General features: G+C 39.8%; 10 protein-coding genes, 2 tRNA genes and 1 pseudogene. 3 read left to right on the top strand and 10 right to left on the bottom strand.

The features are described from left to right. Positions 1–51: 51 nt before the first annotated feature. From VCM39_RS07720 to purU, 9 genes are all read right to left on the bottom strand, one after another. The gene (locus VCM39_RS07720) at positions 52–531 is read right to left on the bottom strand and encodes a ferritin (RefSeq protein WP_322933443.1); all 480 of its coding nucleotides are present in this window, start codon (positions 529–531) and stop codon (positions 52–54) included. A gap of 144 nt (positions 532–675) precedes the next feature. Next, on the bottom strand, positions 676–1836 hold the full coding sequence (gene lysA, locus VCM39_RS07715) for a diaminopimelate decarboxylase (RefSeq protein ID WP_289293537.1): 1161 nt from the start codon (positions 1834–1836) through the stop codon (positions 676–678). A 107-nt stretch (positions 1837–1943) separates the two neighbouring features. Beyond that, positions 1944–3263, bottom strand: coding sequence for an aspartate kinase (locus VCM39_RS07710; RefSeq protein WP_221649368.1), 1320 nt, complete (start codon positions 3261–3263; stop codon positions 1944–1946). Positions 3264–3294: 31 nt separating this feature from the next. Further along, positions 3295–3990: a cell division ATP-binding protein FtsE gene (locus VCM39_RS07705; RefSeq protein WP_002561501.1), complete on the bottom strand. Its 696-nt coding sequence runs from the start codon at positions 3988–3990 to the stop codon at positions 3295–3297. Continuing rightward, positions 3975–4583: a bifunctional phosphoribosyl-AMP cyclohydrolase/phosphoribosyl-ATP diphosphatase HisIE gene (gene hisIE, locus VCM39_RS07700; protein ID WP_002561500.1), complete on the bottom strand. Its 609-nt coding sequence runs from the start codon at positions 4581–4583 to the stop codon at positions 3975–3977. The genes VCM39_RS07705 and hisIE overlap by 16 nt, the downstream gene beginning before the upstream one ends. 109 nt (positions 4584–4692) lie before the next feature. Continuing rightward, positions 4693–5454, bottom strand: coding sequence for an imidazole glycerol phosphate synthase subunit HisF (hisF, locus tag VCM39_RS07695; protein WP_321028795.1), 762 nt, complete (start codon positions 5452–5454; stop codon positions 4693–4695). 48 nt (positions 5455–5502) lie between these two features. Beyond that, positions 5503–6222 (bottom strand): 1-(5-phosphoribosyl)-5-[(5-phosphoribosylamino)methylideneamino]imidazole-4-carboxamide isomerase, encoded by a 720-nt coding sequence (gene hisA / locus VCM39_RS07690; protein WP_221649370.1) that lies wholly within the window; start codon positions 6220–6222, stop codon positions 5503–5505. 82 nt (positions 6223–6304) lie between these two features. Beyond that, entirely contained in the window at positions 6305–6895 is a 591-nt protein-coding gene (hisH, locus tag VCM39_RS07685) for an imidazole glycerol phosphate synthase subunit HisH (protein ID WP_322933444.1), read from the bottom strand. Positions 6896–6996: 101 nt separating this feature from the next. After that, positions 6997–7854: a formyltetrahydrofolate deformylase gene (purU, locus tag VCM39_RS07680; RefSeq protein ID WP_025867592.1), complete on the bottom strand. Its 858-nt coding sequence runs from the start codon at positions 7852–7854 to the stop codon at positions 6997–6999. 645 nt (positions 7855–8499) lie between these two features. Here purU and VCM39_RS07675 point away from each other — a divergent pair. The 3 genes and pseudogenes from VCM39_RS07675 to VCM39_RS07665 form a co-directional block, all read left to right on the top strand. Then, positions 8500–8573 (top strand) — tRNA-Asp (locus VCM39_RS07675). A gap of 58 nt (positions 8574–8631) precedes the next feature. Further along, positions 8632–8705: transfer RNA gene (locus VCM39_RS07670), tRNA-Asp, on the top strand. 89 nt (positions 8706–8794) lie between these two features. Continuing rightward, positions 8795–8998, top strand: a pseudogene (locus VCM39_RS07665) (phage integrase SAM-like domain-containing protein); the annotation flags it as partial. Between the two features lie 706 nt (positions 8999–9704). On the opposite strand, the gene VCM39_RS07660 reads toward VCM39_RS07665, so the two are convergent. After that, positions 9705–12740, bottom strand: a complete 3036-nt coding sequence (locus tag VCM39_RS07660; RefSeq protein ID WP_322933445.1) for a hypothetical protein — start codon at positions 12738–12740, stop codon at positions 9705–9707. Positions 12741–12756: the final 16 nt, after the last annotated feature.

Below are 12756 nucleotides of genomic sequence, written 5' to 3'. Positions count from 1 at the left end.
AGGTCCCGAACGAATTGTCCGGGACCTTTTTATGTGAAAAGAATAGTTCGATCAGCGCTTACCCAACTGAGCATCAATAAAAAAGACACCTGCCTCACCTGCGCGTTTGATTTTATCTACAATCTCCATAGCAGTAGCTTCTTCTTCTACCTGCTCACGAACAAAGCCCCAAAGGAAATCTTGTGTGGCATTGTCTTTTTCGGAAGAAGCAATGGCTACCAGGCCGTCAATCATTTTAGAAACGTGGCATTCATGTTCATATACATGCTCAAAAACTTCCAATGGTGTACCCCATCCGGTAGGCACCACATCGATTTTGTCTACTTTTGCTATACCACCACGTTTTATGATATAACCGGCAATAGCATAAGCATGCTCCATCTCTTCCTGTGATTGCTTTTTCAACCAGGAAGCAAAACCGGTATACCCCTCTCTTTCAAGGTGGAAAGACATAGATAAATAAAGGTTAGCAGACCACATTTCTGCTGTAACTTGCTCATTCAGAACTTTCTGTAATTTCTCTGTCATCATAATAATTATATATTAGTGAATTAAACTCCTTACTTTGATTTCACAAGAAATATAAACATCGATAAATCACTATCTGTAAAATCAAAATTCATTTTATATAAAAACAATTGATGCTTCTTATTTGTTCTAAACAAATTTAATTTTTTAGACTAATTCATCCGATGTATAACCTTTCGGCAGTTCACGACAATTATAGGATGAAGCCATAATTTCGCCATATGCACCCGCAGAACGGAGAGCAATCAGGTCACCACGTTTCACTTTATTCAAATCGATCGCTTTACCGAAAACATCAGACGATTCACAAATAGGACCTACTACATCATAAGTCTGCATCGCCTCATCAGAAGTAAGATTCTCCATCTTGTGATGTGCCTGATAAAGTGCCGGACGAATCAAGTCCGTCATTCCGGCATCGAGAATAGCAAATTTCTTATTGGTGCCTTGCTTCACATACAACACCTTAGAAATAAGCGTACCACACTGCCCCACTACTGCACGTCCCAGTTCAAAATGCAATGTCTGATGCGGACGCAACTTCAACTGGCCTGCATAGGTAGCAAAATAAGCCTTGAAATCAGGGATTGGCTGGCGATTGGGATGATCGTAATCAATACCAAGTCCACCACCCACATTAATATGCTTTACAAAAATCTGGCGTGCCTCAAGTTTATTCTGCAGTTCGTTAACCCGGTTACAAAGAGCAATAAAATCACCCATATCAAGTATCTGCGAACCAATATGAAAGTGCAGACCGATAAAGTTGATATGCTTCATCTCCAAAGCCACATCTATCACTTTATCCATATCTTCCATACTGATGCCAAACTTATTCTCAGCAAGTCCGGTAGTGATATTTGCATGGGTATGTGCACCTACATTGGGGTTGATACGAAAAGCAACGTTTGCCACTTTTCCTTTGGCAGCAGCCAGTTCGTTAATAATTTCCAGTTCAGGAATAGATTCTACGTTAAAACAGAAAATGTCATAATCCAATCCAAGTTCGATCTCCCAATCGGCTTTCCCCACACCGGCAAATACAATCTTCTGTGCTGGGAAACCAGCTTTAATAGCTGCACGTATTTCGCCGCCACTTACACAATCGGCACCCAATCCACTCTCACGGATGACGGTGAGTACCTTCGGGTTTGCATTTGCTTTCACAGCATAATGCACGTCAAAATGTTCGTAACGGGTTACTTCTTTATTGATAGCAGTCAGTGTGTCACGCAGCACTTTTGTATCATAATAATAAAAAGGGGTACGCAACTCACGAAATTTATCAATAGGGAATATTCCTTTCATAAAAGATACTTTATTTAGGTCTACTACAGAGAGGACAGAGGGCACAGAGTTTGAATTTCTTTTAATCCTCTGTGTCCTCTGTGCCTTCTATAGTAGATATGTGATTATTATTTTCCGTTGAACAACATATCGCTCAGCGATTGTAATGCTACCTTCTTATCACACTCACGGATAAGGAAGGAGATGTTGTAATTACTACCACCGAAAGAGATCATACGTACCGGAATATTACGCATCGCATCAAGCGCTTTGGCTTCAAAACCTACATTTTCCCATTCAAGGTCTCCTACCACGCAAATGATGCACATATCTCTGTCAACCGTTACCGTACCATATTTCTTCAAGTCGTCCAGTATTTCATTCAGATGCTTGGTATTATCTACGGTAACAGACACACCCACCTCTGAAGTACAGATCATATCGATAGAGGTCTGATAACTTTCAAAAATCTCGAATACTTTACGCAAGAATCCGTGAGCCAGCAACATACGACTGGATTTAATCTTAATAGCAGTAATGTTTTCTTTAGCAGCTACAGCCTTAATCTTTCCTTTCTCCGTATCATTAGAGATCAATGTACCCGGAGCCTCAGGAGCCATTGTGTTAAGCAAACGTACCGGAATATTAGCATACTTAGCTGGCTGAATACAAGTAGGATGAAGAATCTTGGCACCAAAGTAAGCCAACTCAGCAGCCTCTTCAAAATGCAACTGACGCACCGGAGAAGTCTTGTCTACAATACGCGGATCATTGTTATGCATCCCATCGATATCTGTCCAAATCTGTATTTCAGAAGCATTGATAGCCGCACCAATCAAAGAAGCAGTATAGTCGCTACCACCACGTTGCAGGTTATCAATTTCCCCATAAGCATTACGACAAATGAACCCCTGCGTAATATAAATCTCTGCATCCGGATAGAGCTCCAGTTGTGCCAGCAATTTCTCCTTGATATAGATAGGATCGGGCTCTGCGTTTTTGTCAGTACGCATGAATTCTAAAGCCGGAAGCAGTACAGACTTCACGCCACACTCCTGTAGATAGAAGTTTACCATGGCAGTAGAAATCAGCTCGCCTTGTGCCAGTACTACTTTCTCTTCGAACAATGTGAAGAGATCCTTCGTGTACGAACGAATGTAGTCGAAATGAGATTTGACAACTTCCAGCGCTTTCTGTTTATATTCCGGGGTAGCATAAAGTTCATCAACGTGCTGTTTATATTTAGATTCCAGCTTATTGATAATCTCGTTGGCACCTTCCGGATTCTTCTTGTACAGATAGTCGGAAATCTCCACCAATGTGTTTGTTGTACCCGACATAGCCGAAAGAACAACAATCTTTTTTTCACCATCGGTAATCAATTTGGCTACTTCCTTCATCCGCTGTGCAGAGCCTACGGAAGTTCCTCCAAACTTTAAAACTTTCATTTTCGTTACTGTATTAAAATTAGTATGTATATTAATTATTTTTCTCTGTAAATTCATCCGTCACATCATTGATATGATGCTCCGAACACCGGTATACACGTCCGGGATATTCGCGCAATAATTGCAAATTATGGGTAGTCATCACTACAGATGAACCCGATTCGCAAATACTATGCAACAATTCCACAATGGCCTTTCCTGTTTCCACATCCAGGTTTCCAGTAGGTTCGTCTGCCAGGATAATAGCAGGTGAATTAAGTACGGCACGCGCAATAACAATACGTTGTTGCTCACCTCCGGAGAGTTCGTTAGGCAACTTGTAACCTTTGTTGCTCATGCCTACCAACTGCAATACTTCTTCAATACGCTCCTTTATCTCTTGTTTATTCTTCCAACCGGTAGCACGAAGCACAAACTCAAGATTGTTATATACGGTACGATCTGTCAGCAACTGGAAGTCCTGAAAGACAATACCAAGTTTACGCCTCAGTTGCGGGATGTACTTACGTTTGATCGTTTTCATATTATATCCCAACACTTCCGCTTCACCATCAGCAATATCGAGTTCACCATAGAAGGTTTTGAGCAGGCTCGTTTTTCCCGACCCTACCTTACCTATCAGATATACAAACTCACCTTTGTGCAACTGTAACGTTACGTCACTCAGCACGCAAAGTTCTTGCTGATGTATCTCTACATTGTTATATGTAATCAGTGCTTCGTCCATGAGGCGCTATGTCTTACCTGCAATTCGCGTGCCAGGTCTTCGATGCGATAGCCTTTAGAAGTTAGCAGCACGATGAGGTGATAGATCAAATCGGATCCTTCGTAAATCAACCGTTCATTGGTTCCATTAGTAGCTTCTATAACTGTTTCTACCGCTTCTTCGCCCACCTTTTGAGCTATCTTATTGATACCCGATTCAAAAAGGCTGGTAGTATAAGATTTCTCCGGCATCTCTTCGTGACGCTTATCAATAAAATCCTGCAGCAGTTTGAGAAACATTACAGGTTCTTCATTCTTTTCGCCCCAACAAGTATCTGTACCTGTATGACATACAGGGCCAACCGGATTAACCTGAATCAACAGTGTGTCATTGTCACAATCGGCTTTGATAGAAACCACATTCAGGAAATTACCGCTCTCCTCTCCTTTGGTCCAGAGACGATTCTTGGTACGGCTGAAAAAAGTTACTTTCCCGGTCTCTACTGTCTTGTCATAAGCTTCCTTATTCATAAAACCAAGCATCAGCACCTTACGGGTGTCATTATCTTGTATGATAGCGGGAACAAGCCCATTCATTTTATCAAAATCCAACATTTTATTTACAATTTATTCCCTACGGTCATGACCATTATTTATTTTTTAACACATAGGTACGTTAACGATTTACGATTTACGATTGAAATTACTTCTCCCTTCTCTCCTCTCAATTCTCCCTTCTTACAGTAATTCCCTGGCTGCAAAGATACGATTTTAAATCGGGAATTTTGATTTCTCCGAAATGAAAAACACTGGCAGCCAGCGCAGCATCCGCTTTGCCAAGAGTGAAAGCATCCCGGAAATGTTCCATCGCACCTGCCCCTCCCGAAGCAATTATAGGTATAGAAAGTTGCCCGGCAAGCGAAGCAAGTGCTTCATTGGCATATCCGGTCTTCACACCATCATGATTCATACTAGTAAAAAGTATCTCTCCGGCACCCCGTTCCTGAGCCTCTTTGGTCCACGCCAGCAATTCTTTATCTGTTTCTATACGGCCGCCATTCAGGTAACATTTCCAACCATTTTCAGTCATCTTGGCATCTACGGCAAGCACGCAAACCTGTGATCCGAAGTGCTTTGCTATATCATCAATCAATTGCGGATTACGAATAGCAGAAGAGTTTACAGATATTTTATCGGCACCGGCATTCAGCAAACGATCCACATCACTCAATTCATTGATCCCTCCTCCCACTGTAAAAGGGATATTAATATTAGCAGCAATTCGTTTCACCAATTCGGCAAAGGTCTTACGTCCTTCATGACTGGCGGTAATATCAAGAAAAGTCAGTTCATCAGCTCCCTGTTCGCTATAAGCACGTCCCAGTTCAACCGGATCACCTGCCTGACGGAGGTTGACAAAATTGGTTCCTTTTACAGTCTGTCCATCTTTTATATCAAGACAGGGAATAATTCTTTTTGCTAACACGATACTAATATTTACGATTGGACAATTTACTATTTACGATTGAAAATACTATAAAAAACGGTAGAGATCTTTCAGGGTAATATGTCCTTCATAAAGCGCTTTGCCAAAAATAACGGCAGGCACTCCGGCTTCATGGAGGGCTTCAATATCACCCATGTTACTGACTCCACCACTTGCTATCAGATAGAGAGTGGGGTGTTCAGCAAGTATCTCTTTATACAGTTCAATAGAAGGTCCGGCAAGCATACCGTCACAACTGATATCCGTACAGATCACTTTCTCTATCCCTTTATGGATATACTCTTTCAGGAAAGGGAAAAGATCACAGGCACTTTCATCTTTCCAGCCATTGACAGCAATCTTATGATCTTTGACATCGGCACCAAGAATAATTTTCTCACTGCCATACTTGTCTATCCAACGGCAAAACAGTTCAGGATTCTTCACAGCTATACTTCCTCCGGTTATCATCTCTGCACCACTCTCAAAAGCAATAATAAGATCCTCGTCACTCTTTACGCCACCACCAAAATCGATAATAAGAGAAGTACGGGTAGCTATTTGCTCTAACGTGCGGTAATTTACCACATGATGAGAGGCAGCCCCGTCAAGATCTACCACATGCAAGCGACGAATACCGTTGGCTTCAAACTCCTTGGCCACTTCCACCGGGTTCTCATTATACACCTTTTTACTGTCATAATCTCCCTGAGAAAGGCGAACGCATTTCCCATCGATAATGTCAATAGCTGGAATAATTTCAATCATATTATTATTTACAATTTGACGATTTACGATTTGACGATTGAAAATACATCAGACTGTACTCTCCATCGTATAATCATGAAAGTTATAGATCCAAAAAGTTTTTCAATATCTTCTCTCCTGTCCCACCACTCTTTTCAGGATGAAATTGTGTAGCATAATAATTATCTTTATGCAGAGCAGCACTGAACGGATGTATATAATCTGTCCGGGCAGCCGTAAAATCACAAACGGGTACATAGAAGCTATGTACAAAATAGACAAATTCATCCTGCGTGAAACCCTTAAAAAGTTCACTATTCAGATGCCCTATCGTATTCCAGCCCATATGTGGCACCTTATCCTCATGCTTGTGTGGGATAAAACGTTTTACCGGCACATCAAAAACTCCCAAACAGTCCACATCCCCTTCTTCAGAATAACTACACATCAACTGCATCCCCAGGCAAATACCCAGCACCGGCTGACGGAGATTCTTGATCAATTCATCCATCCCAGTAGCCCGCAAGTGATTCATGGTAGTCTCAGCCTGTCCTACTCCAGGAAAAATCACCTTATCGGCAGCCTGCAGCACCTCTTTATCGGCAGTGATCACAGCCTCCACTCCAAGACGCTTTAAAGCATAGTCTACAGAACGGATATTCCCGGCATTGTATTTTATTACTGCAACATTCATCCTTATTTAGTTGACAGTTGACAATTGACAATTGACAGTGAGTTCAAATAACCAGACGCTTACAACGCAGTAACTGTCCACTGTCAATTGTCAATTATCAACTAATTAAATATTACCGTTTTATTTTTATAAGCCAATACCTTGCGTTCGATATGCTTCTGCACGGCACGCGAAAGTACAATTTTCTCCAGGTCCTTACCCTTATTAACCAGATCTTCTATCGAATCTTTATGTGTGATACGCACAACATCCTGTTCTATAATAGGTCCGGCATCCAACTCAGTCGTTACATAATGACTGGTAGCACCAATAATTTTCACACCTCTTTCAAAAGCAGCATGATAAGGTCTTGCACCTACAAAAGCCGGAAGAAAAGAGTGGTGAATATTGATAATCTTATTAGGATAAGCATTGATCATCTGCTCTGAGATAACCTGCATATAACGCGCCAACACAATAAATGTGATGTTATGTTTAGCCAGCAGTTCCATCTCTTTGCGTTCCTGTTCTTCCTTCGTCTCTTTTGTGATAGGGAAAAGGTAGAAAGGAATTCCAAAACGCTCTGCCACATGCTGCAAATCAGGATGATTACTAATGATAAGAGGAATTTCCACATTCCACTCTCCTGCCGTATACCGTGCCAACATATCAAAAAGACAGTGCGACATTTTGGATACAAAAATAGCCATTCGTGGTTTCACATCTGAGAAATAGAGACGGAAATTCATACCATACTTCTGGGCGTAGAGTGTTTCAAAATAATCTTCAATCTTTTCCTGAGGAACCAGAAAATCTTTCAATTCCCATTCAATACGCATAAAAAAGATGTTTTCCACATGGTCTACGTACTGGTCCAGATAGATAATATTTCCTTTGTTTACCGTGATAAAGTCTGTCACCTCGGCCAGGATACCCGGTTTATCGGGACAGTGCAATAACAGTTTGGCAGTTGTCATCATTGTTTCTACTATTTTACTAATTCATGCAGTGTTGTTTCACTGCCTGCGATTTTAGCTTGCAAAAATAACTAATTATTGCAAAATAGCGAATAATTTGAGCAAAAAGTTTACTCTAAAAGCAAGAAATAGATCAGATAGAAAGATTGAAGCTCAAAATTCAAAAAGAAATAAAGAAAATAATGTCATCATTTTAAGGTATTCAACCGCACGACAGGCAGAAAAGCATACATGAGATAAGACACGAATATACAGACTGAGGCAAAACAACGCCATATGCTACTGTATTACAGGCGGTTAAAAAGTACGTACTTTATAGATATAAACTATCCGTTTTAACACTGCCTTAATTAGGTAATTAAGACACATTTAAATACGTACTTTTACAGCCTATAAAATCAATTATCTAAATGCAGAAGAAAATATATTAACAACACACACTTTCTAAAGCATTAGAATCCCTCTATAGAGAAAGAAATAAAAAGAATTTCTATTTTTTATTCTAACAGAAATACCTCATAATGAAGCACAAAGCAAAAAATGACTATTTTACTCACAAAAAAACTTTTTGAAAGTATTGCAAATTACGTAAAAACAGCTACCTTTGCACCCGCAATCGAGAGAGAAAGCTGATTAAAATGAAATACTGGTGCGTTAGTTCAGTTGGTTAGAATACATGCCTGTCACGCATGGGGTCACGGGTTCGAGTCCCGTACGCACCGCTTCTTAATTTATCTAAGAAGTGTAAACGGTAAAATCTGATTAATCAAATAAATATTTGGTGTGTTAGTTCAGTTGGTTAGAATACATGCCTGTCACGCATGGGGTCACGGGTTCGAGTCCCGTACACACCGCAATCTTAATTTGCAAACATCAAGTAAAGCTCTGAAGCCAAACGCTTCAGAGCTTTATCATTTTTAGTTCATTTTACAAAAGATAGCCCATAAATAGACAATTTATTCAAAACTTTGAATCTTGGCTGAAAACAACCAAACATTACTATAATAATTCAGTATTAAAGCACTTGAAGAACCTACCAGAAAATTATTCGTATCGCCTTAGCTAATGAGTGGATTATAAAATTCCCTTTTATGGCATTCATTCCAAGTATGACGAAGTGAATGTTGAATTCTTATCTCGTGAGGAACAAGTGTCTATTTACTACAAGATAAATTACTCTCTAAACATCAAAACCAAGGTTTTCCATATTCAATACATGGGAATATCATTCTCTCAACCCCGTGAGTCAAGCAAAACTCTTTGAGAAATTCTTCAAGTTTTGTATAATACAAAAAATCAGAAGTCAGTAAATCATCTTTCCGGCAGAAATAATACAAGCCTTTTTTTGTGGGTGAATATTCATAAAAGGTATAAATAGGAACTGTCTGTTTATTGCGCGTATAGGTCGGCACAACAAATTTACCTTTTTTCAGATACTTTCTTTGTAATAGATGCAGATTACTTTTATACAATGAATCCAATACCTGGGTCTTTATAATAGATGGAAAATGACTCAAGAACATGATTGCGAAAAGGAATAAATCTCTTTAAAATTTGATGATTTAAATGTGATTTCGTACATTTACAGTGTTCCAAGCAACAACAAAAAGCCAAGCAGAACAGCGAACTTAATATGTTGGACTATTCGTCGAACTAAATAGCAAGAGCATTACTAAGATATTAGTTATGTAAAGAATAGAATTTAGGTTCATCTTCCGTACGCACCGAAAAAACGAAAAGCAAATTCAAAAAAGCTCTGAAATTCAAGTATTTCAGAGCTTTTTTGAATTTGCTTCGGTGATCTAAAGTAGTTTGCATACGCATCAACACAAAGAAGCCACTAGATAAAGTTATCATTTTTTCACACAACGCACAAAACAAGCATCCCGACGGCTTCCTGTGGAGTAACTACCTATCGGATAGAAATCGAATGAGAAATAGTTTATATCCCAGCCTACGTATGGTCCGTCAGGTATATTTCCTCCCTGTGTTTTATACCAATATACAGCTCCCGGTCTCATATATATGTCATGCAACAACGGGGCATCTTTCACACCTTCAGGGTAAACAGCCGGTTTACTAGTGTCAGCCGGAACACGTCCCGTGGTGTAATATCCGGTCTGCCCCGCAGAATATCTTAATATTCCACCTTCTAAGTGCTTTCTGTGTCCGTAGCCAGAAGCTCCTATCGGGAAGAAAAGATTTTTGCCTGTCATCTTGTTATATACAAAACAACCTCTCATTCCACATCCCATTACTCCATGGCTATAATCATATCCATATGCATGGTCTATATGATCAGCTGTCTCTACCGCATCATCTCCGTAAAGGATACCGTATCCTTGTTCTATATCTTTGCTATTATATAAGGCCTCATAGTCCTCCCATTTAGCAACTTCCATTCCATTTCCGGGATCATCAAATGAAACTACTATTTGCGGATTGTTTACATCAACCTTTGTTATTATCTGATCCCATGTTTTTTTCGTATCCGTTTTTCCGGCTATAATAAAGCCATCTGTCGGCTTTTTAAAATCTGCCGAGGTGACATTTATCCAAGGTGTTTTCGAATTTTTATTATTCAACGCATCAATCGGATCATCCCAGTTTCCCAACTTAAATAACGAACCTTCATCCAGCGGACTTGCCGCTAATTGGTTCTTGGTTTTCATATTTTCGGCATACCATAACGCACCACCATCAATCAAATTGTCGGGTTCGTTTCCCTGTCTTACAAATATCAGATGATAACAAGTATAATTATGATACTCAACCCTAATTATAGCATATCGGTTACCAACCGGCGTTCCGGAAAAATCAATGTTAAAATCCATATTTGTTCCCGTATTACCATATATAGTGTCATTTATACATTCCGACTTTCCCTGATATCCTGAAAGTTCAATCCCATCTCCATTATAATGTCTTACAATATAAGCTTTCCATGGACCTTCTGATTGAAATGTTTCAAAGCGCTCTGCATTTTCCCGCGGCAATCGTTTCAATACCACATGAAATGATTTATTATTATCGGCACTACGATAAACTCCTTTGGGATTCACGATACGACGTACTTGATACATGGTTACATTATTTTCAAATACTTGTTCCAGCCCTTCCAACTTGGTTGTAATCTTTACATTCGCTTTACGCTGATATGCCACGTAAGGATTATTGCCGGTATAACCTGTTGCCTTAATCAACTGTTTAGCCCGCGTGTACATAGGAATATATACATTGAATGTATTCTCTTCCGTAGGATGTTTCTGTACACGATAAATATCGGTTATATTCGCATTGTCAGTCGTATGTTCTCCTTCTGTAAAGTCTTTGTACTCCCGTTCACCTCGTTTAGGAGTTTTATTATAGTATTCCATATTCGATGTAGCGGTAAAAGGTTGGGTCCCGGTAATACGCGTCTCAGTCGTTTCATGCAACGACAGGAAACCATTCCATTGGTTTTGATTGGGTAAATCCATTTCATGAAAATAAACTTCCTTATTGGCATTATCCGGCGCCCAGCGATTATCGGTTATTTCCGCCTTTATGTATTCTATTTTCCTTCCGCCTGTATTGATTTTGAGCGGATACATCAATGAGTGGTTATACAGATAGGAAATATAGTAAGGTTCGGGAGTCATCACACCCGGCTCCGGCTCTTCATACTCTATATGCCAATCCACATCATTAGCAAAGTTGTTGAATATCAACGTCAGCTTATAATGACAGTTCCGTTTAGCATTATAGTCTGTCTTTACATCCTGTCCCAACATAAAACGATATATGATACGACCATTACCCAGTTTTTCCGAATTATTAGAAATATAGTGCGCTTCCACTTCTATATATGTGCCATACGGCTTGCCGTCTTTGAACACATAAGTCACATCCCCCGGCATTCCCGGTGCATCAAGCACTTTATCACCATCCGAATCCTGCCGTTTATCCTTGCCAATATCCTGCATATTCTCGTAAAAGAACAAAGCGTTAGCATTTTCTTCATGAGAACCATATTTTGGAGTTCCCACCGTAATACGAGGTCCTTTATAGTCAGGGCCGAATTCAGCCGGTTCTTCTTCTCCTTCATAATATTTGATTATCTCTCCGTCAGGCATGTCCGGTCCCTTTCCCGGACATTTTAACGTATATCCCTCAGTACCCACATTGTTGTCTTTCCCCAGATAACACTGCTCCGGTATATCTTTAATCTGTACCGACTTGAGATAAATAAAAACCCCTTCTTTCAAATTACTTCCGTCATAAGCGATAGTCACCTTTGAAGTTGCACGGCGTAACCATGCATGCAAGCGAACCTCCGATTCGTTTATAACAAGCGGATTGTCCTCCGGCTGTACAGTAGTGTTCTTTGTGAAATATCCTATCATCTGACTGTTTTGGCTTATATCCTTATCGTTCCATGTAAGCGGTATGCTCTTAAGTCCATCCACCGTTTTAATATTTTCTTCATAATTTTCAAGTAAATCGGGGATATTCGCCACTGCATACATAAGATATTTACCTTTGCCGATAGTTTTATTCAACTCGAAAGAGACGCGCTTCGTCTTTGCTTCTGCAGTTATCCCATTTTCCGCATCCGTGTCAATACGGTCCACATCTTTGGGTTGATAGTTCTCAATCTTCCAACTTTCTGTCAGATTCTTAGTTTCATAGTCGTATAACAACACATGAAGACTGGTAATATCTTTGATTGCATCTCCGGCAGTTCTTGTTTGTATCAGTCCCGATGACATTGGTTCAAAATCCACAACAGCAGACACTTTCGCCCTGCCTTCTCCAATAACAGAATCATATGCCATAAAATCATCACGGCAGCTTGTACTGGCAAAAGCCATCATACAAACAAGAATATATGATATCCAAAGTTTCATCTTTACATGTTTTTTA

It is taken from the genome of Bacteroides mucinivorans (genome assembly GCF_034654355.2).
Classification (GTDB): Bacteria; Bacteroidota; Bacteroidia; order Bacteroidales; family Bacteroidaceae; genus Bacteroides; species Bacteroides nordii.
Note: the sequence above shows the minus strand (reverse complement) of the source record. Positions and strands in the feature narration are given on the sequence as shown.

Excerpts from the sequence above, each read along its gene's own strand:
- hisA (WP_221649370.1), bottom strand. The coding sequence starts at position 6,222 with ATGATTGAAATTATTCCAGCTATTGACATTATCGATGGGAAATGCGTT.
- VCM39_RS07710 (WP_221649368.1), bottom strand. The coding sequence starts at position 3,263 with ATGAAAGTTTTAAAGTTTGGAGGAACTTCCGTAGGCTCTGCACAGCGG.
- VCM39_RS07720 (WP_322933443.1), bottom strand. The coding sequence starts at position 531 with ATGATGACAGAGAAATTACAGAAAGTTCTGAATGAGCAAGTTACAGCA.
- hisH (WP_322933444.1), bottom strand. The coding sequence starts at position 6,895 with ATGAATGTTGCAGTAATAAAATACAATGCCGGGAATATCCGTTCTGTA.
- hisIE (WP_002561500.1), bottom strand. The coding sequence starts at position 4,583 with ATGTTGGATTTTGATAAAATGAATGGGCTTGTTCCCGCTATCATACAA.
- lysA (WP_289293537.1), bottom strand. The coding sequence starts at position 1,836 with ATGAAAGGAATATTCCCTATTGATAAATTTCGTGAGTTGCGTACCCCT.
- VCM39_RS07705 (WP_002561501.1), bottom strand. The coding sequence starts at position 3,990 with ATGGACGAAGCACTGATTACATATAACAATGTAGAGATACATCAGCAA.
- VCM39_RS07660 (WP_322933445.1), bottom strand. The coding sequence starts at position 12,740 with ATGAAACTTTGGATATCATATATTCTTGTTTGTATGATGGCTTTTGCC.
- purU (WP_025867592.1), bottom strand. The coding sequence starts at position 7,854 with ATGATGACAACTGCCAAACTGTTATTGCACTGTCCCGATAAACCGGGT.